The sequence below is a fragment of the Paenibacillus sabuli genome (genome assembly GCF_014705605.1).
GTDB lineage: Bacteria > Bacillota > Bacilli > Paenibacillales > Paenibacillaceae > Paenibacillus_D > Paenibacillus_D sabuli.
Genome location: NZ_JACXIZ010000013.1, coordinates 27,265 through 51,642, shown reverse-complemented (window position 1 = coordinate 51,642; position 24,378 = coordinate 27,265). Strand labels below are relative to the sequence as shown.

Annotated in this window: 31 protein-coding genes; 22 read left to right on the top strand and 9 right to left on the bottom strand. The window is 59.2% G+C overall.

Annotated features, from left to right (window positions below):
* Nucleotides 1–8 precede the first annotated feature (8 nt).
* The 6 genes from IDH44_RS07080 (at nucleotide 9) to IDH44_RS07055 (ending at nucleotide 4,267) form a co-directional block, all read left to right on the top strand.
* Nucleotides 9–716 (top strand): TenA family transcriptional regulator, encoded by a 708-nt coding sequence (locus IDH44_RS07080; protein ID WP_190916085.1) that lies wholly within the window; start codon nucleotides 9–11, stop codon nucleotides 714–716.
* A 2-nt stretch (nucleotides 717–718) separates the two neighbouring features.
* Complete coding sequence (locus IDH44_RS07075; protein ID WP_190916083.1) at nucleotides 719–2,200, top strand: aldehyde dehydrogenase family protein; 1,482 nt, start codon at nucleotides 719–721, stop codon at nucleotides 2,198–2,200.
* A 29-nt stretch (nucleotides 2,201–2,229) separates the two neighbouring features.
* Nucleotides 2,230–2,703 (top strand): GlcG/HbpS family heme-binding protein, encoded by a 474-nt coding sequence (locus IDH44_RS07070; protein ID WP_190916081.1) that lies wholly within the window; start codon nucleotides 2,230–2,232, stop codon nucleotides 2,701–2,703.
* A 142-nt stretch (nucleotides 2,704–2,845) separates the two neighbouring features.
* Complete coding sequence (locus IDH44_RS07065; RefSeq protein WP_190916079.1) at nucleotides 2,846–3,523, top strand: GntR family transcriptional regulator; 678 nt, start codon at nucleotides 2,846–2,848, stop codon at nucleotides 3,521–3,523.
* Between the two features lie 68 nt (nucleotides 3,524–3,591).
* On the top strand, nucleotides 3,592–3,876 hold the full coding sequence (locus tag IDH44_RS07060) for a 2Fe-2S iron-sulfur cluster-binding protein (protein WP_190916077.1): 285 nt from the start codon (nucleotides 3,592–3,594) through the stop codon (nucleotides 3,874–3,876).
* A gap of 91 nt (nucleotides 3,877–3,967) precedes the next feature.
* Nucleotides 3,968–4,267 carry a hypothetical protein gene (locus tag IDH44_RS07055; protein ID WP_190916075.1) on the top strand — a complete coding sequence of 100 codons (300 nt, stop codon included), beginning with the start codon at nucleotides 3,968–3,970 and terminating at the stop codon, nucleotides 4,265–4,267.
* A 204-nt stretch (nucleotides 4,268–4,471) separates the two neighbouring features.
* Here IDH44_RS07055 and IDH44_RS07050 read toward each other — a convergent pair whose 3' ends face one another.
* On the bottom strand, nucleotides 4,472–4,810 hold the full coding sequence (locus IDH44_RS07050; RefSeq protein WP_190916073.1) for a 2Fe-2S iron-sulfur cluster-binding protein: 339 nt from the start codon (nucleotides 4,808–4,810) through the stop codon (nucleotides 4,472–4,474).
* Nucleotides 4,811–4,932: 122 nt separating this feature from the next.
* Here IDH44_RS07050 and IDH44_RS07045 point away from each other — a divergent pair, with 122 nt between their 5' ends.
* From IDH44_RS07045 to IDH44_RS07035, 3 genes are all read left to right on the top strand, one after another.
* Nucleotides 4,933–5,763, top strand: a complete 831-nt coding sequence (locus IDH44_RS07045; RefSeq protein WP_190916071.1) for an aspartate dehydrogenase — start codon at nucleotides 4,933–4,935, stop codon at nucleotides 5,761–5,763.
* Nucleotides 5,764–5,824: 61 nt separating this feature from the next.
* Nucleotides 5,825–6,664, top strand: a complete 840-nt coding sequence (locus IDH44_RS07040; RefSeq protein WP_190916069.1) for an SDR family oxidoreductase — start codon at nucleotides 5,825–5,827, stop codon at nucleotides 6,662–6,664.
* A gap of 98 nt (nucleotides 6,665–6,762) precedes the next feature.
* Nucleotides 6,763–8,691, top strand: coding sequence for a sensor histidine kinase (locus IDH44_RS07035; RefSeq protein ID WP_190916067.1), 1,929 nt, complete (start codon nucleotides 6,763–6,765; stop codon nucleotides 8,689–8,691).
* On the opposite strand, the gene IDH44_RS07030 is transcribed toward IDH44_RS07035, so the two are convergent.
* Both IDH44_RS07030 and IDH44_RS07025 read right to left on the bottom strand, forming a co-directional pair.
* On the bottom strand, nucleotides 8,668–8,898 hold the full coding sequence (locus IDH44_RS07030) for an NHLP leader peptide family RiPP precursor (protein WP_190916065.1): 231 nt from the start codon (nucleotides 8,896–8,898) through the stop codon (nucleotides 8,668–8,670). The two genes, IDH44_RS07035 and IDH44_RS07030, sit on opposite strands and share 24 nt — an antisense overlap.
* A gap of 76 nt (nucleotides 8,899–8,974) precedes the next feature.
* A complete protein-coding gene (locus IDH44_RS07025; protein ID WP_190916063.1) occupies nucleotides 8,975–9,919 on the bottom strand; it encodes a hypothetical protein in 945 nt (314 codons plus the stop codon).
* A gap of 243 nt (nucleotides 9,920–10,162) precedes the next feature.
* On the opposite strand from IDH44_RS07025, the gene IDH44_RS07020 reads away from it, so the two are divergent.
* Nucleotides 10,163–11,254 (top strand): N-acetylmuramoyl-L-alanine amidase, encoded by a 1,092-nt coding sequence (locus IDH44_RS07020; RefSeq protein ID WP_190916061.1) that lies wholly within the window; start codon nucleotides 10,163–10,165, stop codon nucleotides 11,252–11,254.
* Nucleotides 11,255–11,295: 41 nt separating this feature from the next.
* Here the strand turns inward: IDH44_RS07020 and IDH44_RS07015 are convergent, their stop codons facing one another.
* Entirely contained in the window at nucleotides 11,296–12,675 is a 1,380-nt protein-coding gene (locus tag IDH44_RS07015) for a Glu/Leu/Phe/Val family dehydrogenase (RefSeq protein WP_190916059.1), read from the bottom strand.
* An 88-nt stretch (nucleotides 12,676–12,763) separates the two neighbouring features.
* Between IDH44_RS07015 and IDH44_RS07010 the strand changes: the two genes are divergently transcribed.
* Nucleotides 12,764–12,976, top strand: a complete 213-nt coding sequence (locus tag IDH44_RS07010; protein ID WP_190916057.1) for a YwbE family protein — start codon at nucleotides 12,764–12,766, stop codon at nucleotides 12,974–12,976.
* On the opposite strand, the gene IDH44_RS07005 is transcribed toward IDH44_RS07010, so the two are convergent.
* Entirely contained in the window at nucleotides 12,948–13,994 is a 1,047-nt protein-coding gene (locus IDH44_RS07005; RefSeq protein WP_190916055.1) for a YkvI family membrane protein, read from the bottom strand. The genes IDH44_RS07010 and IDH44_RS07005 overlap by 29 nt on opposite strands.
* 141 nt (nucleotides 13,995–14,135) lie before the next feature.
* Here IDH44_RS07005 and IDH44_RS07000 point away from each other — a divergent pair, with 141 nt between their 5' ends.
* The 3 genes from IDH44_RS07000 (at nucleotide 14,136) to IDH44_RS06990 (ending at nucleotide 16,289) form a co-directional block, all read left to right on the top strand.
* Nucleotides 14,136–14,876 carry a DUF421 domain-containing protein gene (locus IDH44_RS07000; RefSeq protein ID WP_223869451.1) on the top strand — a complete coding sequence of 247 codons (741 nt, stop codon included), beginning with the start codon at nucleotides 14,136–14,138 and terminating at the stop codon, nucleotides 14,874–14,876.
* Nucleotides 14,876–15,262 carry a DUF4363 family protein gene (locus IDH44_RS06995; RefSeq protein ID WP_190916053.1) on the top strand — a complete coding sequence of 129 codons (387 nt, stop codon included), beginning with the start codon at nucleotides 14,876–14,878 and terminating at the stop codon, nucleotides 15,260–15,262. Before IDH44_RS07000 ends, IDH44_RS06995 begins: the two co-directional genes overlap by 1 nt.
* Before the next feature lie 70 nt (nucleotides 15,263–15,332).
* A complete protein-coding gene (locus tag IDH44_RS06990; protein WP_190916051.1) occupies nucleotides 15,333–16,289 on the top strand; it encodes an acetylxylan esterase in 957 nt (318 codons plus the stop codon).
* 6 nt (nucleotides 16,290–16,295) lie between these two features.
* Here the strand turns inward: IDH44_RS06990 and IDH44_RS06985 are convergent, their stop codons facing one another.
* Complete coding sequence (locus IDH44_RS06985; RefSeq protein WP_190916049.1) at nucleotides 16,296–16,712, bottom strand: bactofilin family protein; 417 nt, start codon at nucleotides 16,710–16,712, stop codon at nucleotides 16,296–16,298.
* Between the two features lie 153 nt (nucleotides 16,713–16,865).
* Here IDH44_RS06985 and IDH44_RS06980 point away from each other — a divergent pair, with 153 nt between their 5' ends.
* The 4 genes from IDH44_RS06980 to IDH44_RS06965 are packed head-to-tail and all read left to right on the top strand — an operon-like array spanning nucleotide 16,866 to nucleotide 19,174.
* Nucleotides 16,866–17,369 (top strand): ferritin, encoded by a 504-nt coding sequence (locus IDH44_RS06980; protein WP_190916047.1) that lies wholly within the window; start codon nucleotides 16,866–16,868, stop codon nucleotides 17,367–17,369.
* Nucleotides 17,370–17,387: 18 nt separating this feature from the next.
* Nucleotides 17,388–18,062, top strand: a complete 675-nt coding sequence (locus tag IDH44_RS06975) for a hypothetical protein (RefSeq protein WP_190916045.1) — start codon at nucleotides 17,388–17,390, stop codon at nucleotides 18,060–18,062.
* A 25-nt stretch (nucleotides 18,063–18,087) separates the two neighbouring features.
* Nucleotides 18,088–18,789, top strand: coding sequence for a pirin family protein (locus tag IDH44_RS06970; protein WP_190916043.1), 702 nt, complete (start codon nucleotides 18,088–18,090; stop codon nucleotides 18,787–18,789).
* Between the two features lie 34 nt (nucleotides 18,790–18,823).
* The gene (locus tag IDH44_RS06965; RefSeq protein ID WP_190916042.1) at nucleotides 18,824–19,174 is read left to right on the top strand and encodes a hypothetical protein; all 351 of its coding nucleotides are present in this window, start codon (nucleotides 18,824–18,826) and stop codon (nucleotides 19,172–19,174) included.
* A gap of 6 nt (nucleotides 19,175–19,180) precedes the next feature.
* Here the strand turns inward: IDH44_RS06965 and IDH44_RS06960 are convergent, their stop codons facing one another.
* Entirely contained in the window at nucleotides 19,181–20,131 is a 951-nt protein-coding gene (locus tag IDH44_RS06960) for a D-2-hydroxyacid dehydrogenase (protein WP_190916346.1), read from the bottom strand.
* A 166-nt stretch (nucleotides 20,132–20,297) separates the two neighbouring features.
* Here IDH44_RS06960 and IDH44_RS06955 point away from each other — a divergent pair, with 166 nt between their 5' ends.
* On the top strand, nucleotides 20,298–20,519 hold the full coding sequence (locus IDH44_RS06955; protein WP_190916040.1) for a hypothetical protein: 222 nt from the start codon (nucleotides 20,298–20,300) through the stop codon (nucleotides 20,517–20,519).
* Between the two features lies 1 nt (nucleotide 20,520).
* Nucleotides 20,521–21,165, top strand: a complete 645-nt coding sequence (gene trhA / locus IDH44_RS06950; protein WP_190916038.1) for a PAQR family membrane homeostasis protein TrhA — start codon at nucleotides 20,521–20,523, stop codon at nucleotides 21,163–21,165.
* A gap of 7 nt (nucleotides 21,166–21,172) precedes the next feature.
* Here the strand turns inward: trhA and IDH44_RS06945 are convergent, their stop codons facing one another.
* Together IDH44_RS06945 and IDH44_RS06940 are read right to left on the bottom strand one after the other, a co-directional pair.
* On the bottom strand, nucleotides 21,173–21,940 hold the full coding sequence (locus IDH44_RS06945; protein ID WP_190916036.1) for a lipase family protein: 768 nt from the start codon (nucleotides 21,938–21,940) through the stop codon (nucleotides 21,173–21,175).
* 188 nt (nucleotides 21,941–22,128) lie between these two features.
* The gene (locus IDH44_RS06940; RefSeq protein ID WP_190916344.1) at nucleotides 22,129–22,293 is read right to left on the bottom strand and encodes a DUF1328 domain-containing protein; all 165 of its coding nucleotides are present in this window, start codon (nucleotides 22,291–22,293) and stop codon (nucleotides 22,129–22,131) included.
* Between the two features lie 226 nt (nucleotides 22,294–22,519).
* Between IDH44_RS06940 and IDH44_RS06935 the strand changes: the two genes are divergently transcribed.
* Nucleotides 22,520–23,074 (top strand): DUF948 domain-containing protein, encoded by a 555-nt coding sequence (locus IDH44_RS06935; protein ID WP_190916034.1) that lies wholly within the window; start codon nucleotides 22,520–22,522, stop codon nucleotides 23,072–23,074.
* Nucleotides 23,075–23,112: 38 nt separating this feature from the next.
* A complete protein-coding gene (locus IDH44_RS06930; RefSeq protein WP_223869449.1) occupies nucleotides 23,113–24,321 on the top strand; it encodes a fused response regulator/phosphatase in 1,209 nt (402 codons plus the stop codon).
* The last annotated feature ends 57 nt before the right edge of the window (nucleotides 24,322–24,378 follow it).

The following is a 24,378-nucleotide window of genomic DNA, read 5'->3' as shown; positions in this document are numbered from 1 at the left end:
AGTTCACCATGACGACGACGGCAACCGAACCGAAGCTGATGAACAAAGAGGAGTTCCGCAAAGCGCTGGAGCAGGCGATTGAAGGCAACGCGGTCGCCAAGGCGCCTTTTACGACGATGTGGGCGGAGGGCGCGCTCAAGAAGGATCATTTCGCGCGCTGGGTGGAGCAGCATTACGCCTATGTCGGTCCGTTCGCAGAATATCTCGCTTATGTGTATGCCAATTGTCCGCACGAGGATGCGCGCGACTTCCTGCTGCAGAACATGTGGGAGGAGGAGCTGGGCGGCGACCGTCACACCGATCTGCTGATCCGCTTCGGCGAAGCGTGCGGCACGACGCGCGAGCGCGTCGTCTCGATGCAGCATCTGCTGCCGGAGACGATCGGCCTGCAGTCCTGGTGCTATCGCATGGCCTTCAAGGAGAATTTCCTGTATGCGACGGCGGCGCTCGTCGTCGGTCTCGAATCGCAGGTGCCGTCAATCTACCGCCGGCAGACGCCGACGCTGCGGGAGAAATACGGCTTCACCGACGAGGAAGTCGAATTCTTCGATCTGCATATCGTCTCGGATGAGATTCATGGCGAGCGCGGCTATCAGATCGTCCTGGAATACGCCCGCACAGTCGAGGAGCAGCAGCGCTGCATCAAGATCGTCGAGGAAGCGACGGCGATGCGCCGCATGTACATCGCGGCAATCTCCCGCGAGTTCGTGGAGTGACGATGCATACCGAAACCGCAATCTACGCCGGCCTGAATCTGATCGACGGCGAGTGGGTCGAGGCCGCGGGCGGCCAGACCTTCACGACCCGCAATCCCGCCGTCTCCGGGGAGGTCGTCGCGCGCTTCCCGGCGATGGAAGAGGCGGATGCGATCCGGGCCATCGAAGCGGCGCAGCGCGCGGCCCCCGGCTGGCGACGCACCGCGCCGAGCCGGCGGGCGGCCATCCTTTACAAGGCGGCCGACCTGCTGGAGGCGAATGCGGAGCCGTACGCGGAGGAGCTCACGCGCGAGGAAGGCAAGCCGCTCGGCGCGAGCCGCATGGAGGTGCTGCGCTCGGCGCAGACGCTGCGCTATTATGCTTCCGAGGGACTCAATGTCGCGGGAGCCACGCTGCCGAGCGACGATCCGGCCGCCTTCGTGTACACGAAGCGCGAGCCGCTCGGCGTCGTCAGCGTCATCACGCCCTGGAACTTCCCGATCTCGATCCCGGCACGCAAGATTGCTCCGGCGCTGGCGACCGGCAACACCGTCGTCTTCAAGCCGGCCTCGGATACGCCGCTGATCGCGATGCGGCTCGCCGAGGCGCTGCACAGCGCGGGCTTGCCGGCCGGCGTTCTGAACTTCGTCACCGGCTCCTCCTCCAGGATCGGCGGTGTGCTGGTCTCGCATCCGGCCGTCCGGGCGATCACCTTCACCGGCTCGACCGGCGCAGGCGAGCAGATCAAGCGCGGCGCCCGGCTGGCGACGCGTCTGCAGCTCGAGCTGGGCGGCAAAAATCCGCTGATCGTGCTGGCCGATGCCGATCTCGATCAGGCGGCCGAGCTGGCCGTCAAGGGCGGCTTCGAGCTGACCGGCCAAGCTTGCACCGGCACAAGCCGCGTGCTGGTCATGGACGAGGCGCACGATGCCTTCGTGGAGCGGCTCGTCGCCAGGACGCGCGCGCTGTCCATCGGCAGCGGGCTCGTCCCGACGACCGAGATCGGCCCGCTCGCCAACCGCGGCCAGCTCGAGCAGGTGCTTGAATATATCGCGGTCGGTCAGGACGAAGGCGCACGGCTCGTATACGGCGGCGAGCGTCTGGAGCAAGGCGCGCTGGCGCAGGGCTACTACGTCCGTCCGGCCATCTTCACCGAGGTCGAGCCGTCGATGCGCATTGCCCGGGAGGAGATTTTTGGCCCCGTCATCGCGGTCCTGCGCATCGGCAGTCTGCAGGAGGCGCTGCAATGCGCCAACGACGTGGAATACGGCCTGTCCGCGGCGATCTGCACCCGCGAGGCGGACGCCATGCACTACTTCATCGATCATGTACATGCCGGGGTGGTCAAGGTGAATCGGCCGACGACCGGCAATGCCGTCAACGCGCCGTTCGGGGGATGGAAGCAATCCGGGACGGCCACCTATCGCGAGTCCGGGCGTGCGGCGCTCGACTTCTATCTGCAGGAAAAAACGATCTATCACGGCGTGCGGCTGCTGGAGGAATGAACGGCTCCGTCGCCAAGTAGGAGGTACCCATGAAATCAGTCATGAAGCTGGAGCTGGAGGAAGCCAAGGTCATGATCGAGGCGGCGAAGCTTGCTTCGGCAGAGGCGGGCGCGCTGGAGTCAATCTGTGTCGTCGACGACGGCGGATATGTGATTGCTATGGAGCGGATGGACGGCGGGCGCATCACCGGTCCGGAGATCGCCATCGCCAAGGCGTTCACCGCCAGCGGCCACAAGCGCTCGACGCATCTGTTCAACCAGCCGGGCGGCCCTGCCAGCACGACGGGCGAGGCATTCGGCATCCATGCGATGCTGCCGGGCAAGTTCGCGATATTTGTCGGCGGTTTCCCGATCGTCGTGAACGGCGAGGTAGTCGGCGGGATCGGCATCAGCGGCGGCAACGGCGCCCAGGACACGGCGGTCGGCACGGCCGCCCTGCGCGCGCTGCAGACGCATCTGGGCGAAGGCTACGACGTCATGACCGACGCAGACATCAAGAAATAGAGGGTCCGACAACGCATTTCGGGCACCGAGGCGTTCGGTTTTCACCATAAGTTTAGAGGTTGGGCGACTCTGGAAGGTGATGTTGTAAAAGGCACGGCATTTGGATTACACTAAGGTAAACGACAATCGGAGGGTATACCAGATGCCGGATACGCCAGTAGTATGGAAGGACGAGGAGCTCACCCCGATACGGGACAAGGTGTATCAATACATCAAGCAGGCCATTGTGCAAGGCATTTACAAATCCGGCGACCGCATCATCGAGCGGGAGCTGGCCGATCAATTGAACGTCAGCCGCACGCCGATCCGGGAGGCGCTGTTCCGACTGGAATCGCAGGGCTTCGTGAAGACGCTGCCGCGTCGCGGCGTCGTCGTCTCCAAGCTGTCGCCGGAGGAGGTCATCGAGATCTTCACCATCCTCTCCGCGCTGGAGAGTCTGGCGACCAAGCTGGCGGCGCACAAGGCGAACGATACGCACCGCGAGGAGCTGGATGCGATTGTCGCCGAGATCGACAGCGCATTGTCCGAGCCGACATTGAAGGAGGAGCACTGGAAATTCCACTTCAAGGTCAACGACGTCATCAACCGCGCTTCTGGCAGTCCGCGGCTGACCTCGATGCTGGACGGACTGTCCGAGTACATCCGGGCGTTTGTTTATCTGGGCTACGAGCTGCCGGGACGGATGCGCAAGGCGATGGAGGAACACCGCGATCAGGCGCGCGCCGTCCGGGACGGCGAGGCGGAGCTGGCGGAGAATCTCACCAAGATTCATGTCGAGAACGCCAAAAAAGCGTTTCTCGAAGCGCTCGACAAGGAATAGGCAGCCCGCTTTCGGCGCGCGCTGTCCGGCCATGAAGGTCCGAGTGCGCTCAAGAAGGGAGGCTCCTTATGCCGAATATCATATTGCATCAGAACGGCCAGGTGTACGAGCAGGAGGTCGTCTCCGGAAGCAATCTGGTGGTCTTGGCCGGCATCAAAAAATTTCCGCATCTCAAGTACGGCTGCGGCATGGGGAAATGCACAAAATGCACCGTGAAAGTGCTCGCCGGCGGCGAGCGGCTGCCGGAGCCGAATTGGAAGGAAACCAAAATGCTGGGCGAAAAACTGGAGCAGGGCTGCCGCCTTGCTTGCCAGCTATATATTACCGATCATTTGGAAATCCGGCAGGAATAACCTCGCAATGCCCTGTGATAAAATGGAAATGCCCTGCAGTAACCTATAACCTGCAGTAACCTGCGTCTTAATGGAATGGAGGCTTGCTGATATGAGCGAATATGTCCTGACGACGACAACCGAGCGCTACCGCACGGTAACCGACCATCCGAACCTGGAGAAGGTGGCGGAATATGCGTATTATTTTTTCGGCAAAAAAAAATCGACGTTTTCCATTTGCCGCATCAAGTCGCTTGATGCCCGCATCCTTATCCAAGGCGTAGCCGAGGTATTCCCGGACAATAGCATTCCGCTCAAGGTATTTCCCAAATTCGATTCCATCGCGGATATTGAAAAGGAAATCTACGAGCTGGATCAGGATGAGGACAACAAAATTGTCAAGTCGATGTGATGGAATAAATATGAGGCTGCACGGTGGAATTGGGATCGGCAGTTGAAATAAGCGCAAAAAGTCAGGCAGGCTCTCATTTCGAGAGCCTGCCTGATTCGAATGGTTTCGGATCGAGTCGCATCACAACGGAAGAAATGGTCTATCGTTCACCGCCGGATCATTTGCACCAGCTTGGCGCTGCGCCGCTCTTTCGGCCTTGCCTTCTTAGCGGCTTGCCGCGTCGATGCGGCGCTGCGCAATTTTGTTCAGGCGACCCAGATCCTCCTCGCCCCAGGCAATCGTCACGTCGCCGCCGACAAAAGTCTGGCAGGCGAGTCGATACCCTTCGTCGAGCTTGTCCTGACCGAGCCTGGCCACCTCTTTTTTCATAATCTTGCTCAGGTGCTGCCCCCCTTCGACTATGCGCACCTTGCATGTTCCGCATAGCCCGCCGCCGCACTTGAAGGGCACGTCCCCTTCGTGGCGAATCGAGGTGCGCAGCAGGTTGGCATCGTCCGGCACTTCGATGACTTTTCCGGAAGTTTGATACGTAACGGTTGGCACTGAGCATTCCTCCTCTGAACCTTTCGTTCAGTATAACACAGGATATTGGTTTATGGTATACCAAGTACATTTTTTTTGTTATGATACATGACATAACAGTTAGCGATGGAGGCGATTCGAGCATGGATACAAAGATTGGGCAGGAGGCGCTCCGAGTGGGCGTCATCGGCTACGGTACGGTCGGGGCGGATGTGGTGCGCGCACTGAGGCGCGAAGAGGCAGGACGCGCTGCTCTGACGGCAGTGCTGGTGCGTGACATCTCCAAGTACAAGAGCACCGAAGAGGCGGAGCTGCCGCTTACGGACAGCATGGCCGAATTTCTCGCTTGCCAGCCGGATGTCGTGGTCGAATGCGCCGGACATGCCGCGCTGCGGACATGCGGAGCGGAGGTGCTCGCCTCGGGTGCGGATCTGGTCGTGGTCAGCGTCGGGGCGCTCGCGGAGGACGAACTGCTGGAGCATTTCACCAGGGCGGCGCTTGCAGCCGGCAGCCGGCTCGTCGTGCCGTCAGCGGCGATCGGAGGGCTGGACCGCATTGCGGCCGGCAGCGTCGGACAGATGGAGCGTGTCACGCTCACGACGCGCAAGCCCCCCCGCGCCTGGTACGGGACACGGGTGGAGCAAGAGGTCGATTTGGCGACGCTGGCCGAGTCCTACTGCGCCTTTGAAGGTCCGGCGCGCGAGGCAGCGCGGCTTTTTCCGGAAAGTGTAAATGTCTCGGCAGCGCTCAGCTTGGCCGGCATCGGCATGGATCGCACGCAGGTCCGAGTATTCGCCGATCCGACGATTGAACACAATACGCACGAGATCGAGGCGCACGGACATTTCGGCAGCATCCGACTGCATATTGCGAACACGCCCTCTAAGGAGAACCCCAAGACCGGCTATATTGTCGCGATGAGCGTGATCAAGACGCTGCGCGGAATGACGGCCCCGCTGCTCATCGGGTTGTAATTGACATTGTGCTCCGCTTCGCCGCGTACTATGATGGAGAGACAAGGGAGGCGATAGCTGGATGAGGGATAAGGTAGTGGCGGTGACCGGGGCGAATGCCGGGATGGGATTGGCGACCGTGGTCGAATTGGCCCGGCAGGGCGCGCGCGTTGTCATGCTGTGCCGCAGCGAGTCGAGGGGCCGGGAGGCATTGCGCGAGGCCAAGCGGCTGAGCGGATCGGAGACGATTGCGCTGATGACGTGCGACCTCGGCTCGCTGGATTCGGTTCGGGCTTGCGCAGCCGCCTTCAGGGCAGAGTATGCGAAGCTGGATGTGCTGATCAACAATGCCGGGATTGTCTCGCTGCGGCGCGAGGAGACGACGGACGGATTCGAGAAAATGATCGGCGTGAATCATCTGGGTCATTTTCTGCTCACCAATCTGCTGCTGGAGCCGCTGCAACGAGCCGAGCAGGGACGTATCGTGATCGTCGCCTCGGGCGCATACAAGGCGGGCCGCATTCATTTCGAGGATCCGCATCTGACGCGCGGCTTCAATGTGGCCAAAGGGTATGCGCAGTCGAAGCTAGCCAATATTTTGTTTGGGCTTGCGCTGGCCGAACGGCTGGAGGGCAGCCGCGTCACGGTCAATAGCCTGCATCCGGGAGCGGTCTCCACGAGCATCGGGGTGAACCGCGACACCGGCTTCGGACGCGGCGTACACCGGCTGCTGAAGCCGTTTTTCCTGACGCCGGAGCAGGGGGCGGCGACCGCGATTCATCTGGCGACCGCAGCCGAAGTCGCGGCGGTGAGCGGTGCCTATTTCGAGAAAAAGCAAGCGATCCCGTTAAAAGGGAAAGCCGCCGATCGCAACGCCGCCGAGCGACTGTGGGCATGGAGCGAGGCGGAGGTCGGCGGATGATAAGATTATTCATCGCCAAACAAGGAGACGAGTCGGCCGCTGTCGAATTGATACAGCATGAAGGAATGGCCAAGAATTCCGATCCATGAGGTGTATATATGAGGGCAATAAGCCGCTTGACCCTGCTGTTCGTGCTCGTCGGCGCCTGGACACTGGGCGTACTGGCGAATCCGGTCAATGCGGCTGCAGGCGCAGCCGGCAATGTGGCGCTGAAGTCATGGGAGATGTACTGGATCGATCCGGACGATCCGGCAAGCCGTGAATGGCCCTCCCCTAGCGCAGCTTGGACAAAAGTCGACCTGGACGAGCCGATCACCAAGACCCGCCACGGCAGCCAGGGGATGTGGATTCGCTTCTCGCTGCCCGATCTGACGCGCTGGGAGCGACCGGGGCTGCTGGTCGAGCGGCTCTACGGACATCGGCTGTCCGTGTACAATGAAGGGCGGCTGCTCTATCATTATGAGCGCGACTACGCCTATGACCGCAATAAGCTGCTGCTGCCGCTCAATACGGCCGAATTCGGCACCGAAATCTATATCCGCATCGAGACGCTGAGCGAACGGGTCGGACTGACCAGCGCCATTCAAATCGGCGACTACAGCGCGCTCAACGCACGCTATGTTACACGGGAACTGCCGAATCTATTGATGGGCATTTCCATGATTTTTTTTGCGCTAATTATGTTGGTTTGCTCGGGTTATTTGCCGCGCCGCTATTTCGGCTTCTGGGTGTCGCTCGGCCTATTCGTTTTGGCGACCGGCGTGCTGATGACCGCGCACACGCCACTGCTTTACCTGTATTTTCACAATTACGGCAGCGTGCTGTTAATCTTTTTCGACTTGGCCTTGTTTGCGCTTTTTCCGGCACTCGGCTATTACGCCAATCAGGTGCTCGGTCGCCAGTACCCGCTTTTCAACCGCTTTTTGAGCTTCGTTACGGGTTACTCCGTGTTTTGTTATATTTTAATGGCGCTTAATTTGTTGACTCGAGATCGCTTTTTTGGCGTCTATTATTTCTTTACAGTCATTGTGCTGGGCGTATTGGCCTTGACGCTGCTGCTCTCCATTATCGGGTTGTCGATTCGCCACGCCGTCAAGGGACACCGCGATGCTGTTATTTTTTCCAGTGGAATGGGTCTTTTGGCCTTGTCGGGAATTGTCGATTTGGCTCTGTTTTACATGCACTCGATGCGTTATGAGTTGGTTTTGTGGAAGTTCGGCCTTGTTGCGTTCATTTTATCGCTGGTCATCGTGCTGGCCAGACGCATCTCGTATGATCATGCCAAGCTGATCGCTTACTCCAAGGAGCTGGAGCTGTTCAATCACAAGCTGCAGCGCACTGAAAAAATGAAAATCATCAGCGACCTGGCTGCTTCGGTGGCGCATGAGGTGCGCAATCCGCTACAGGTGACAAGGGGTTTTTTGCAATTGCTTGGCGAGCGAACGGACGAGCAGCATCAAAGGTATTTGCACATGGCTGTCGATGAACTGGACCGGGCGGCGGGCATCATCACCGACTTCCTGACGTTTGCGAAGCCGGAGCTGGATGAGATGCGTTTGCTCAGTTTGGCCGAGGAAATGAAGCAGATCGAGGGAATGCTGGCGCCGCTTGCGACAATGGAGGGCGGTGCGCTGAACATCAATGTGCCCGAGCACCTTTCCTTTTACGGCAATGCCACGAAATTCAAGCAAGCGCTGATCAATATGATCAAAAACAGCATCGAGGCCTTCCGTACCGACGGCGTGATTGACATATGGGCGTACGAGGATCAAGGGAAGGTAACCATTCATATTCGGGACAACGGCGAGGGGATGACGGAGGAGCAGCTGGCACGTCTGGGCGAGCCGTACTTCTCCACCAAGACGAAGGGAACGGGCCTGGGCCTGATGGTCACGTTCCGCATCATCGAACTGATGCAGGGGATCATTGAAGTTCACAGTCGCAAAGGGGAAGGGACGGAAATGATTGTGCGCTTCCCCGTTGCCCGTGAAGAGGCGAAGGACTTACCAGACCGCGTTCGGGCTTAGGTTGCTGTTGGCGACATCCTCGGGATTCGGCGGAATGACGAGGTAATAGTGCGTCGGCGTCTCCTCTACGGTTGTCACCGTGTAGGCAGCGGGGACATCGACGTCAAACTCGTCCTTCAGCGCTTTTTTCGGGTCGCTCAACAATTGCTGCTTGAAGGCGGCGTCGGTCCAAGCCTTTTTGATGATTTGCGCTCTGAGCGTTTCCATTGGCACATCGCTCACTCCATTTCGCGAATAGGATTAATTACATTTCTATCATACCATGTTAGTGATTCTAAAGTCTCTATTTTTTAAGAAAATTATGTAAATGATAATGAAATCCACCTAAGACTAAGCGATCAGATTCCGCACGGGCCGCGCGCGCATCCCGGCGAATGCCGTCGCAGATGGAGCGCTGGTATGCGATCAACATGGGGGAGACGCCGGTCAAGGGGGACAGCCGGGCGCACAAGTCGTCTGCAATTCGGCTCAACCCATCAAGCGCGCCGTAGTGATAGACGGCGCGCTTGACCAGCCGCGCATCCCAAGGGGCCTCCTGGTCTTGCAGCGGCAGATGTTCGCGCACCAGGCTCAGGAAGGCGTTTCCCTCCGGCTGGGTGAGGTCGTCCTGCCAATCCGCCCAGTCGTCGGCGAGCTGCAGCGTAGCCAGCGTCAGCTCGACCGCGCGCTCCGCCGCGGTGCGCTGCTCGGGCTCGCCCCGCAGCTCCAGCAGCGCCGATGCGCCCAGCTTGACGGGGGCGGCCTTGGCCGCAAGCTGCCTCACGTTGCGCGGATCGGCGATTCGGGCCCGCTCGTTCAGCGCAGCGACCGCCCACTCGGAGGTATATCTACCCAGGTCCTCCCAGACCACAGAGTCGGAAGAGAAGTGCCGACGGTACTCGGCTTTAAATGATTCTTGCAGCAGTTGACTGAGCAGCAGGAGCTGACGGCGCTCTCCGGACCAGACGGCCGGCGGCTCGTCCATCATATCGTCTACCAGACCAAAGTGAAGCGCTGCCAAAAAATGCGCACCAGCCAGCCGTATCGCGGCTGCTGCATGGCGCTCATCCTTGGCCAACCAAAGCGGCAGCAAGTAGGCCACATAATTCGACCGGTTGTGCCGCGGATCGGCGCGGCGCAGCATCGTTTCGGCCGTCTCGCGCAGCGAAGACGGATACGCCTTCACCGCTTCGCGGGCCAGCTCCAGGGCCATCTTGATCTCCTCCTCATAGTCGGTGAACCAGCGCATGTTCATATCCTCCCACCTTGCCTTCCCGTTTTGTGTCACTATTCCATATATCGGCTGATCTGCATCTCTTCTGCAGTGCCTGGCTGCGAGGAATAGGGACGGTGTTCCTATTGAAAAAACTTTGCCCGACTTGCTAGTATAAAAAATACTTCCTCTACTGATTCAGATGCCTGGATTCGTGCTAATAGAAGTTGGAGACTGTCTGAAGATCCATACATAACATTGGAAACGTGAGGGATGGCAATGCCGAAACGACTGCTACTTTCTCTGGTGTGTCTGCTGCTGTGCACGCTCGTTGCGAGCCCCGGGGGAGCAGCCTGGGCCGAAGGCAAGGGCTTCTATAAGGTGTACGCAGATTCGCTGAACGTTCGCAGCGAGCCGGCCCGGGACGCCGACATTATCGGATCGCTCAAGAGCGGTTCGGTGGTGGCAGTGGCCGAGGAGGCGCATGGCTGGTATAAGGTGAAGACGGGCGGCAATAGCGGCTGGGTCGCCGGGTATTACCTGAAGCCGAGCGAGAAAGAAGCGACCGGCACAGGCACTGCCGCGGCTACGGTGAAATCCGCACCGCAGAGCGGCGGCAAACTGGTCGTGACTGCCAGCGCGCTGCGCGTACGACAGGGGCCGGGCACCGATCGCGAGATCGTCACAGTGGTGTACGCCGGTGACGAGGTGCAAGAGCTGGAGCGCGGCTCCGGCTGGGTCAAGATCAGCGCCGGCTCGTCCACCGGCTGGGTGGCGCTCGAATATGTCGCGGCCGCCGGTCAGCGGCAGGCTGCAGTGAAGACGGGCGAACTGAGCGGCAAGGTGATCGTCGTTGATCCGGGACACGGCGGCCGCGATCCCGGCATGATCGGGACGACCTACGACACGGTCGAGAAGGAGATTAATCTGCAGACTGCGCTGCTGCTGAAGGACAAGCTGAGCGGCATGGGCGCGGAAGTAGTCTTGACCCGCGTCTCCAATTCGGACAAGCCGGAGCTATCCGAACGTGCGGCCATGAGCCGATCGACGGGGGCGGATGTCTTTGTGAGCATTCATTATAATTCCTCGCCATCCCAGGCGTCCGGCACGCTGACCTTCTATTACGGCGACCGGGACAAAAAACTCGCCCATGCTGTCGAGAGCCGGCTCGCCGGCGGCATCGGCCTCAAGAGCAACGGGATTGCCTTCGGCGATTATCACGTGCTCCGCGAGAACAGCCGCCCCGCGGTGCTGGTCGAGCTCGGCTTCCTGAGCAACGCCGGCGACGAGGCGACCGTTCGCACCGAGAGTTATCGCAGCAAGGCTGCCGCGGCAATCGCCGCCGGCATTTCCGATTACCTGACGCGTTGATTCAAAAAGCCGCCGGCGCAGCCGGCGGCTTTTCTTTCCTTTTAATAGAGCTTACCCTGAATATACAGGTTGGTGGAGAGCTTCATGACCGAGTGGATGTAGCAGGTCTCGCGAAGCGTATGCGGCTCGGCAAAATAGAGCGGGAAAATGGCATTCAGCGTCTTTTTCATCTTGCCGTATAACAGATTAAAGACCTCTTCCTCGCTATAAAACTGAGTCTCGCGACCTTGCAGCCATTCGAAATAAGAGACGATAACGCCGCCTGCATTGGCGAGAATGTCGGGGATCACGATAGCGCCCTGCTCACTGAGATGGGCGTCGGCCTCTGCCGTTATGGGGGCGTTGGCGCCCTCTACGAGAATGCGAGCCTGCACCCTTTCCATATTTTCCTTGTGAATCTGATCCTCCAGCGCGGCCAGCATCAGCACGTCGACATCGAGGTAGAGCACGTCGTCGCGGCCGAGAATCCGGGCCTTGATGCCCGCCTGCTCCAGCTCCTCCTGCGTGGTCGGCAGATCGCCCTTGTTGCGCGCGACATAATCGGCCAGCGTCGGCACGTCGAGTCCGTCCTCCTGATAGAGCGTTTTGTTGCGGTCGCTGACGGCGACGACTTTGTTTTGCAGGAACTTGCAATGATACGCCTCGAGCGCGGCGACGGACCCGACATTGCCGAAGCCTTGCACGGCGATTTTGAGCGGGCGGTCCGCATGGGCGAAGGCCGTCTGCGCAAATGCATGGTCGCTGCCGGAGAGCCAGTTGCGCTGCTCCTTGAGGAAGTCGGACAGCAAATAACGGAGCGTGAAATAGACGCCTCGGCCGGTCGCCTCGCGCCGGCCGAGCGAGCCGCCGTTCATGACGCTTTTTCCGGTGAAGCTGCCGCGGTACGGCTTGCCCGGGTTGATGCTCTTGTATTCCGCCATCATCCAGTCCATCTCGCGCTCGCCGGTGCCGACGTCGGGGGCGGGAATATCCTTGTCCGGTCCGAGGTTGTCGGCAAAATAGCGCACGTATTTCTCGCAGATGGAGTGCAGCTCGCGTATTTCGAATTGCCGCGGATTCAGCACGACGCCGCCCTTGGCGCCGCCAAAGGGCACCTCGTGCAGCGCATTTTTGAGCGTCATCAGCGTCGCAAGATTGGTTACTTCCTCTTCGTTGACGGATTCATGAAACCGGATGCCGCCCTTGTACGGCCCCAGTGTATCGTTGTGCTGAATGCGGTATGCGGGAATGCGCACGACATTGCCGCTGGTCAGCGCGACGCGCAAAAAGGCCTTGTTGACCTTGTTGGGCGTCGAAAGAATAGCGGCCAGGGAGGTGAACGCCTGCTTGCGCTGCTCATCCTTCAAGCTAGGCAGAAAGGTTCCGTCCTTCAACAGGACCTGCAACGATTGCTGTACGATTTTTCCTGTCTGATTCGCCACGGTGTCGGCCTCCTTGATCAATCGGTTTTACTTTCCATCCCATCCATCTTATCATAAGGGGGAGAACGAACCAAAAAGGAGACCAAGCATGGACGGAAAAAATCGCTCGGCCATCGTGCCGGGACAGACCGTAGATATCGTATTGAAGCAGGATCAGCGGACGGGCAAGCTGACCAGAGGCGTCGTCAAGGACTTGCTCACCAAGTCGGCCAACCATCCGCACGGCATCAAGGTCCGCCTCGCGGACGGCCAGGTCGGACGCGTGAAGCAGATCATTCCCGAGGCCTCGGCAGACGCTTGATCGCCAGCAGCGCGACGAGCCAGATGCCGATATAGCCGAATACTGTATATAGACTGGCGAGCAGCGGCTCGAATCCGACCTGCCCCAGCACATACGCCAATCCCAGCAGGCCGAGCACGATCGGTTCGCGCGGCAGCTTGGTGACGCTCTGCAGCTGCCGGGTCATGCCGAAGACGTTGCCGATGAGCGTCGTGAAGATCTCGCCGTAGATCACCAGCACGAAGAGCAGATGCAGCCAGCCGGCCAGATGCCGGATGACCTCGCCCATCGGAATGGGGTAGCGCAGGATGTCCGGCATCAGCTGCTGCATGGCGGCATGCGAGACGAGCAGCATGAATCCGAGCCCGATCCCTCCCCAGAGCGCCCCCCACTTGATGACGGACTCGCTCTTCGCCTCCGAGCCGAGCGGCACGAGCACCGCCTGCAAGGTCACGAAGTTCAACGCGGCGTATGCGAGGGCATGGAGCAGCCAGGACAAGCCCGCCGCTTGCTCCCGCTGCCAGACGCTGAGCGCGAACAGCGCCTCGGGATCCCCGAAATAATAGGCGACAATTGCTGTGAAGCACAGCATCAGCGGCATCACGAAGGAATTGATCGCGAGCACGCCGCCGAGCTCGCGCTTCATCGTCAGGTAGATCAGGACGAGGCTGCACAGAATCCCGAGCTGATAGGAGAGGCCTAGCTGCTGCTGGGCAATCGAGCCCGCTCCGGACAGCATGACCGCAGTCACGCCGAACAGAATGCCGAAGCTAATCATATTGGCCAGGCGTCCAAAAAATGAACCGAACAAGTATGTGTTGAATTGCTGATACGAGAACGCCCGAATACGATGGGCGAGCAGCATCATTTTCATACCGATCCACATGAAGAGCAAGGTGCTGATTGCGATGCCGACCGTGCCGTATGCGCCGAAGCTGGTGAAAAACTGCAGGATCGACAGGCCCGATGCAAAGCCGGCGCCGATGACCGTCCCGATATAAGTAGCGGCGATTTGCAGAATTGAAAGCGTTTTGCGCATATCCGTTTCACCCTCCGCGGCTTGTTCACATCCTCAATGAAATCCTATTCTTGGAAATCCAAAATGATGCAGATTGTCCAGCCTCCGCATAAAATAGCTTTGCCGGCCGCATAGTAAAAGCACATCTGGAGGCAAGGGGGCATGCGGACTATGATGGAGGAAACGCTCGTCGTCATTGTGCGCTCGATCATTTCGTTTTTTACGTTGCTCATTTACACGAGGCTGCTTGGCAAGCAGCAGATGGGCAACCTCTCCTATTTTGACTACATCAACGGCATTACGATCGGCTCGATTTCGGGCACGCTGGCGACGGATCTCTCGTCCAAAGGATGGGTGCATTTTATCGGGCTGACGTCGTTTGTGGCGATTACCATTGTTTTTCAATTCGTAACCGTGAAGAGCCGCTATGCTTCCAAGGTGATCGATTCGGAGCCGACCATCGTTGTGCAGGACGGCAAAATACTGGAGCATAGTCTGAGTAAAATGCGCATCAAATACGACGAGCTTATGGTCATGCTGCGTCAAAAAAGTGTTTTTGATATAACGCAGGTCCGGTACGGCATCCTTGAGACGGACGGGAGCCTGTCCGTTTTGCTCGCCTCGGACTACCAGAGCGTGTCGCGCAAGGATATGAAGCTGCCGCCGCAGGAGACGGGCATGATGACCGAGGTTGTCGTGGACGGCCGAGTCCTGCATCAGAACCTGTCGCAGCGCGGAAAGTCGCTGGGCTGGCTCAAAAAAGAAATCAAAAAGCGTTGTCCGGGCGGCATCAAGCAGGTCGCTTTTGCGGCCATTATGCCCGACGAAACGCTTTACCTCGATTTGTTCAACGACAACGTCACGCGCGAAACCGACGTGAGCGACTATAGGGGGCCGTTCTGATGCGAGGTACGCCGAATCGAAAGCGAAGTCTGTTGCTATGGATCGTGCCCATTGCCATCGTATTGATCATGGTGTTGACGATGGTGGGCGGCAATGTATTGAAGCAGCCGTTGGGGCAGGAGGATCGGCTCGAGGCGCGGATGCGTCAGCTGGAGCAGGAGGTGCAGCACAAGCAGTGGAAGGAAGCGGGGAAAAGCGCCGATTATGCAGAGCGGGCGTGGCATAAGATCGTCAACCGCGTACAATTCAGCGTAGAGCGCGAAAACATTTTGGAAATCAGCGGCACCCTCGCCCGGGTTCGCGGCGGCGTGGTGGCCAAAGACGATCAGGCGATTTTGGAGGAGCTCTATTTTTTTTACGATTTGTGGAAAAATCTTGGGCGTTAGCGCTTTACAAACACAGGAAAACCTTTTATCGTGAAACGGAAAAGAGATCCAAGGAAAGGACTGGAGCTTGGTGAGTTTTATCGATAAAAGGTTGGAGGAACTGCATCAGTATTATACGCCGCAAACGACGCCCGAGGACCTGGACGCCTTCTGGCAGCGGACCCTTGCCGAAGCCTCCGTCCGGCCGCTCGCGGCAGAGCGCGCGAAGGCGGAGTCGTTCTCGCCGTATGTGGACGTCTGGCATGTCGCCTATCGCGGCTATGACGATACGCCGATCAACGGCTGGTACCTGCTGCCCGCATTCGGCGAGGCGCCGCCGGAGGGCCGGACCTGCGTCGTGCTCTACCACGGCTATCACGGGAGCAAGAGCCTGCCCGAAAGTTACGCGCAGTGGCTGCTTCAGGGCTATGCCGTATTCGCCATCGACGTGCGCGGGCAGAGCGGCGAAACCGGCAACCTGTTGGCGCAAACATTCGGCATGACAAAGGGATGGATCACCCAGGGACTGCTCGACCCGCACGCGAGCTATTATCGCGCCATCACCGTCGATGCGGTTCGCGCCGTGCAGTGGGCGGCCGAGCAGCCGGAGGTGAACCCGGACGCCATCCACGCTGTTGGCGGCAGTCAGGGCGGCGGTCTGGCGCTGATCGTCGGCGCCCTGTCGAATATTCCGCGCTCGATCATCGCGGACGTGCCGAACATGTGTCATATGGATTACGGCATTTATCATTCGCAGGGCTCGCTGACCGAGGCGGCTGCCTTTGTCGTCAAGCATCCGGACAAACTGCAGCAAGTGCTGCGCACCTTAAGCTACTTCGATCTGCTCAATCTGGGCGGACGGCTGGAGGCGCCCGTGATGGTGACCGTCAGTCTCAAGGACCCGATCTGCATGCCGGAGACCATCTTTGCCGTGTATAATCGGCTGGAGGCGCCAAGGGAGCTGCACGTCTATCCGTTTAACGGCCACCATACGAGCGAAGGGCATTTTCGCAAGCAGGTGGCGTTTATTCGCGCGCACAGCCGCTAGGTACGCTCAGGAGGGAGGCGCCTTGCCGCCGAGCGGCAGGTCGAATGGGCCGAGCGTCGCGGCCTGAGCCTGCTCGTGCGGGCGGCGCACGAGGCATTCGCCTTCGATGATCGCTCCTTCCTCGATGGTGAGTACGCTCGTTGTAAGATCGCCGTAGATGCGGCCGCTGGCGGCGATCGTCAGCTTGCCTTGCGCCGAGATACTGCCGGCAACCCGGCCTCTTACCGTGACGTTGCGCGCGGTAATCCTGGAGCGGACGCTACCGCTCACGCCGATCAGCAGATCGCCCGCGCATTCGATGTCGCCGACGACCTGGCCGTCGATGCGCATGCCGGCGGCGCTGTTCAAGGTTCCTTCAAAAAGCGAACCTTCTCCGATTACCGTATCGGAAATGTCCGCATGCAGTCGATTTCGGTTGAACATAATGAACGACTCGCCCTTTCTGTCCGTCTTACTCCAGATTTTAACCTTACTGGGTTGCGCCTAGCAAGCATGGGATTTGATTGCGCACTGTGCGATGGTATATGATAGATAAAATCGGCATAAGGTTCATAGCCCATGAAAGGTGGTATTCTCATGAATGATGCAATGCACAAAGCGTTAAACGATCAATTGAATCATGAATTTTATTCGGCGCAGGTTTATATGGCGATGGCGGCCTATTTATCCGGCGAGAGCCTGGACGGCTTCGCCAACTTTTTTATCGTACAGGCGGAGGAAGAACGGTTTCACGCCATGAAAATCTACCAGTTCCTGAACAATCGCGGCAAGCGCGTCACTATCCAGGGGATGGAGACGCCCAACAACACATACAAGTCCGTGCTCGACGTCTACGAGCAAGGCTACCGCCACGAGCTCGAGGTCACGCAAAAAATTTATCAGCTCTCCGACTTGGCGATGAACGAACGGGAGCACGCCACCATTCAGTTTTTGAAATGGTTCATCGACGAGCAAGTCGAGGAAGAAGCGCTGTTTGATTCGATCATCAACAAGCTCAAACGGATTGAAAAAGACAGTAATGCATTCTTTACGCTGGACGAAGAATTTGCCAAGCGTTCCTTCTCGCCGCCTGCGCTCTGAGACAGGTGTCCCTCGGACATGCGCATCTACTTGCTGGCGGGCATTGCGACGCGGGAGAGTTTTTTCGTTGTCTGCCGACAGCGTCTCGAGCAGCTGAGCCAGAGCGCTGGCTGGACGCCCGACATACGGGTGCTCTACCCTTATGGCGACGATCGGCGCAGCGTGTTGCTGCAAGCGCCGGAGGTGCTGCGCGATGTCCTTGCGGCCCGTCGCGGCGGCAGACACATCGCACAGATCGTAGGAGAGTCGTCAGGCGGCGACAGTCCGCTCGTGCTGATCGGACATAGCGGCGGCGGAGCTGCGGCTTGCCACGCAGCCGATCTTTTACGGACTGCATCCGGGCTCTCCGACATACGGGTCGTGCAGATCGGCTCGCCGCGCGTCCCGGTTTCCCGCGCGCTGGCCGCCCACGTCTGCTATCTGTACGCGGTCGACGCATCCGGGCGTCGGACCGACCCCGTTACGCGCCTCGGCTCGTGGGGCGGCTGGTCGCAGGAGGGGCGCTCCCGCATGCCGCGCTGGCAGCCGCTCAAGCACGCGCCGGGTCATATCGAAGCGATTCCCCTGCTGGGCGGCCATACCGATTATCTGCGCCACGCCGATCCGTATATCGACGCTGATCGCGTGTCGAACCTGGAGCGTACGCTGGGGCGGGCCTGGAGCTGGCTCACGGCCAGTCTGCGCGAACGTTAATTCGATTTGAGGAGGCGTTGCAATCATGCTGCGTATTTACAAGGCCGATGAGCGGTACCGCACCGATTTGCCGTGGCTGAAAAGCCGACTGAGCTTTCCGTTTGCGGACCATATCGATCCGGACAATCCGCCCTTTGGTCCGCTGCGCGTGTTCAACGAAGACCGTATCGCCGGAGGACGGGGCTTCGGCGGCCATCCGCACCGGGAGATGGAGATCGTCTCCGTCGTGCTCGGCGGACGATTGCGGCATGAGGACAGTCTCGGCCATGTCGCCGAGACCGGATACGGCGAAGTCCAGCGCATGAGCGCGGGCAGCGGCATCGTCCACAGCGAGACCAATCCCGGCGAGGACGAGGTGCATCTGCTTCAGATCTGGTTCACGCCGGCAGAGCGCGGGCTTGCCCCTTCGTACGAGACGACGTCTTACTCGCTGGAGGCGATGCGCGGTCGCTTGCTCCCGCTCGCATCTGCGCAAGGAGGCGAGGGCATCGCCCGCGTTCACCAGGACCTGACGCTTTACATCTCCGAGCTTGACCCCGGCCAGCGCCTTGTCTTCGAACAGCCGGAAGGGCGTCGGATCTATCTGTATGTCCTGAAAGGGGTGCTGGAGCTGCCGTACGGCGAGCGGCTGGAGCAAGGGGACGGCGCCCGACTGACCGACACGCCGCAGCTGCCGCTGACCGCGGCCGATGCGGGCGCACGTTACGTATTAATCGACCTGCCGTGAACGAAAGGCGGCGGCCAAGGAGGCTGAATTGCGGGTGAGCGATGCGAAGAGATTACTGATCAAGCAGGTGACGGGCACGCTGCTCCTGGATAGCGCGGCGGCGGGCACGCCGTTTGTGCTTGGCCGGGAAGGGGCGGACTGGCAAGTGCGGGTCGAGCAGGTGTCCTCCGAGCTATGGACGCGCTTGGCGCCGCTGTCGGACGATCTGAACCTTTTCTACTTCGAGGAGGAGTCGGGGCCGCGACCCGAGGTGCGCAAGTGGTGGCTCTACGGGCGCAAGCCGCCCCGGCTGGCCTACGATGCGGACGCGCGCACGCTGACGGTGCTGCTCGATACGCGCGTCTATTATTCCAATGACGACGTCATGCAGACCCGTGAAGAGTAGGAGCGGCTAGTAGCTGGCCTCGTAATCGACGAGGTTCGCCATGGACGCGCCGCGCCCCTCGAGATACAGCGCGAGGTTGTCCATGAACAGAGCGACGATCCGGTCGTTGTAGCTGGCGGTCTCGCCGCCCAGATGAGGGGTGATGACGACCTGCGGCATCGTCCAGAGCGGATGGTCCTCCGGCAGCGGCTCCCGCTCGAATACATCGAGTCCCGCGCCGCCCAGCGCGCCGCTGCGCAGCGCGGCGAGCAGCGACTCCGTCTTGACCGTGGCGCCGCGTCCGATATTCACGAAGATCGCCCCGCGCTTCATCGCAGCGAAGCGCCCTTCGTCGAAGAGGCCGCGCGTCCGCGGCGTCGCCGGCAGCACATTGACGACATAGTCGCAGCTGCCCAGCAGCTCGTCGAGCCCCTCGGGCGCATACATCCGGTCGTAGTGCTCGTCTGCCACGCCGCTGCGCCGCAGGCCCAGTACCCGCATGCCGAAAGCGCGGGCCAGCCTGGCGATCTCGCGGCCGATCGTACCGGCGCCGACGATGCCGATCGTGGCGCCGTGCAGCTCGCCGAGCCCGCGCGGCTTGTCCCACCGGCGGTCCTGCTGATTGCGGACGGCCAGATGCACGCCGCGCGTCATTGCGAGCATGAGCGCGAAGGCGGTCTCCGACATCGGATTGGGATGTACGCCGCTCCCGGTCGTCAGCAGCACGCCGCGCCGCTGCAACGCCTCCAGCGGCATATAGTCCACGCCGGCGGACCAGCCCTGCACCCAGCGCAGCGCGCTGTCCTCGGCCAGCGCGGCCTCGGCAATTTTGGAGCTCCAGCCGCAAATGATTTCGGCCCGTTTAATCTCCTCGGTCTTCAGTTCGTCCGCTTTGGCAAACCGTACCTGCCATCCCGGAAGCGTGTCCTGCAGCCGCCGCCGCTGCTCCGGCTCGAAGCCGTGAAGCGCAATCAACATTCTTTCCACATGTTGTCCTCCCTTGTCTGGTGAATCCCGGGATCCCTGTTGCATCCCGCCCACATTCCTATTGTAAACCGCGCAAGGCGATAATGAAAACGAGAGTGGCGAACCGGCGCAAAAAACGCTAAACTGGTACTAACTAGTCCATGCGAGGTGAATCGTGATGACCGATCAACTGTCCGCTTCGGAGAATGCTGCTCAGGACGCAGCCGAGCCGCGCAAGATTTCGCTGGCCGACGCCGTGAAGCAGAAGCTCGCGCAAAAAAAACAGGCGCAGCAAGCGCAAGGCAAGCAGCAGAAGCATCAGAGCGCGGGGAATCAGCCCGCCATGAAGAGCCAAAATACCAAAAAGATCAACAATCAGCGCAAGCGGATGGGGGTCTGAAATGGCCAATACCCATGTATACTCCAGACGTGAGGAATGGGCCAACGCCCTGACGCACGGCATCGGAGCGGCGCTCAGCATCGCGGCGCTGGTCGTGCTCGTCGTGAGCGCTTCGCTGCACGGCACGGCGTGGCATATCGTCAGCTTTTCCATTTACGGGAGTGCAATGCTGCTGCTCTATGTAGCCTCGACCCTGGTGCACAGCTTTCCCGAGGGCAAGGCTAAAAACCGCTTCGAGGCAATGGATCATTCGTGCATTTACCTGTTCATCGCCGGTACCTACACGCCGATCCTTTTTACTGTAATTCAGGGCGCCCTGGGCTGGACGCTGTTTGGCATCGTGTGGGGGATGGCGCTATGCGGCGTCGTGTTCAAGGCCTTCTTCGCCTCGCGCTTCCTGTATACCTCGACCTTGATTTATATTGCAATGGGCTGGCTCATTCTGTTCGCATGGAAGCCGCTCGTGGCCAATATGGCCTCCGGCGGCGTAGGCTTGCTGCTTGCAGGCGGCATCCTGTACACGCTGGGCACCGTGTTTTATGTGTGGAGGAGCTTTCCATATCACCACGCCGTATGGCATTTGTTTGTGCTTGGCGGCTCGATTGCGCATTTTTTTGCCATCCTGCTCTACCTGCTGCCCTGGTAAGCGAGGTCTAGATGATCGGGCAAAGGCCTTCGGGGCGGCTGCACATCGAGCGGGCGAAGGCGGGGTCCTTGGCCGCCAGCGCGGCGAAGTAGCCTTTGAGCAGGTGGTTGCCCGACAGCGAGCCGGTATCGTAGCTCAATTCGTAGCCGCTCTTGACGTGAAGGTACTCGTACAGCTTATCCGTACGCGGCGATTTGTACAAGAAGGGCGGTAGATGAGGCACGATGTCGTACGTGTTGTATATTCGCGCGCTAAGCTGAATTGTACGATTGTACATGCTGACGTAGCGGCTGTTGCCGACTCGGGGGGCCGCAAAGGTGTACACGACAGGCTGCCCCATGCCGCCATGACGAGCCAGGTCCGGCGCGGCCAGCGTCGCCAGCGCGCCGCCGAGGCTGTGTCCGGCGATATAGAGGGTCTTGCGTCGGGGCAAGGTGTTTAGCAGCGCCACCAGGCCGTCCCGGCAGGTGGCATATATATCGGTAAACCCCTGATGGCTCATCCCGCCGTCTGCCGCCCACGGATAGGGCACTTGCTCGGCGATGAAGTCCGAGACCCAGTCATATGTCGAGCGGGTGCCGCGGAAGGCGACAATGACGCGGTCGCTCGATTCCAGCACGAAGCCGAAGCGCTCGGGAAGCGGCCCCGCATTGCCCGCCCAGATCTCGCCAATGGCCGTGTAGCCGTCCGGTACGACAAAGGGCCCGCCGTCCGCATATTGCACATACGTCTGCCCGCAGACGGCGGCTAAAAATAGGGCAGTGCGCACATCCACATCAATCCCCCCGATCGCATTGATTCGTTTGATGCATTCTATTCAGCACTGTAGCGGAGGGCGTGGGCGGCTGCCCCGAACCGCAGCAAAGACCGCCTGCGGCGCCGTGGCGCTACAAGCGGTCTTTACTGCAATTCATGCTTTATTGGCATATCATACACTTCAGCCGAACGTAACTTCGTCCTCGGCTATAATGACTTTCTTCTGCCCGTAATGAGGGAGATCAGGAACAAAATCAGGAAGACGAAGAAAAGGATTTTGGCGATTCCTGCCGCCGCGTCTACAATGCCTCCAAAACCGAATACGGCTGCGACGATTGCGATAATAAAGAATATTGCTGCCCATCTCAACATGTTCATCACCATACCTTTCACATCGTTTAAGTTTTGGCTTTGCCTTAGCCGGCTTGCGCCATCTGCTTGTGGCATCATTAACCGCCCAGAATCAAGGTGAAACAGCTCTTGATCTTCCAAATAACGGGTTGATTCAGCATACGCCGGCAGGGGTAACGATATACATACAAAAAAGGCTGTCGGCGCCCCATGTCCAATTATATTTGTCCAAGTGGAGGGATTTTAAATGATCATTGAAATTAGTGTTCTGATTATGGCAATCGCGGTGGCGGTCCTCGTCATCTTTCTCGTGCAGACGATGCGCAAAGCCCAAGCCTCTATCGAAACGGCTAACGAGACCTTAAAAGAAGCGCGCGATCTGGTGCACAGCTCAAAGGATGACGTCGAGGATCTGGTGATCAGCGTACGCGGCCTCGTCGACCAAGTCAACAAGCAAATCAGCGCCATCGATCCGCTGATGCTGACCGTACGCGATGTCGGCACGGCTGCCCACGAATTGACAAATTCGGCGAAACAGGTCTCGGTATCGTGGATGGACAAACTAAACCGACAAGCCGGGGATGCAGTTGCAAGCTCCGGTCAGCACAAGCCGCGCATGGCTTGGCTGGATTGGCTGGAAACCGGCGTAAAAACCGCCAAAATCGTAAGCGGAGCGCTGCAGTCCGCCAAGCAAAAAAAGGAGAGTCAAGCCCCGGTAGCTGCTCCAACCAGTAAAACCACGGCAATCGCCCCGGTCGCAGAGGCGGCGGCAGCCGAACAGAGTAGGCGCTACGGCTCTTAAAGAAAGCGCGTTGTAATCGGTAGATAGGAGATGCAGCAATGAACAGTGAACAGCGAGGTTCAAAAAGCTGGAATATGCGTATTCTGATTGTCGACGATAATCCAATGAACATTACAGTGGTGCAAGAAATGCTGAAACGAGCAGGCTATCGGAATGTGCAGTCCGCTTCCTCCGGCGATGAACTTTTCAAGCTGTTCGGCTTGAACGAGCGAGGCGAAGACCATAGCGATACGAATATGCCCTTGCCCGAGCCCGAGTACGATCTGATTCTGCTGGATATGATGATGCCCCGCATCGATGGGATCACGGCTTGTCGGGCGCTGCAGCAGTCGGAGAGACTGCGTGATATCCCGATTATCATGGTTACCGCGATCGGAGATTCCAAAAAGCTGGCTGAAGCGCTGGATGCCGGCGCCATCGACTATGTGACCAAGCCAATCAACAAAATTGAACTGCTCGCCCGAATTCGAGTGGCGCTCAGGCTCAAGGAAGAGAAGGATTGGCATAAAGAGCGGGATCGCAGATTGCGCGAGGAGCTGCGGCTGGCAAGAGAGGTTCAGACCGCAGCGCTGCCCCATCCGGTAGACGAGGCGGATATCGCGATTAATTCCATTTTTTGTCCTTCCGAAGAATTGGCGGGCGACCTGTATGCCTGGTATCGCATTGACGAGCACCGCTACGGCATCGCCGTGATTGATGCCATGGGGCACGGCATCTCTTCGTCGCTCGTGTGCATGTTCATCGCGTCGGTGCTCAAGGACGCCATGGCCAAGCTGATCGATCCCGAGCGTGTGGTGCGCGAGCTCAATCGGCGTGCGCTGCAGCTTCAGTTCGCCGACCAATTGATTCAGTATTATTATACCGGGATCTACATGTTGGTCGATGTCAAAGCCGGGATAGTGGAATATGTCAATGCCGGTCATCCGCCGGGGCTGCTGCTGCGCGCAGACAAACGTACCGAACGGTTGGAGGGCGGCGGTCCTGCGATCGGGGTTTTCGACGACATCCAGCTCGAAAAACGGACGATTCAGATCGGCAGCGGCGATAAAATCGTATTGATCACAGATGGGTTAATCGATGTCATGGATGGCGAAGAGGAAGAGAAGCTGGATATGCTGTTTGCTCGTCTGGCCGAAACCAACGGCGAAGATGCGCCGACCATATGGGAAAACGATCTGTTCAGCAACAATAGCCAAGCCAGCCGCTCGGATGATCGCTGTCTCGTCTATATGCATATGAAAGGCTAGTGCCTTCAGCCTGTTTGTGGTTTGAGGGGAAACTTTCGCTTTCTGTTCCCCAAAAGA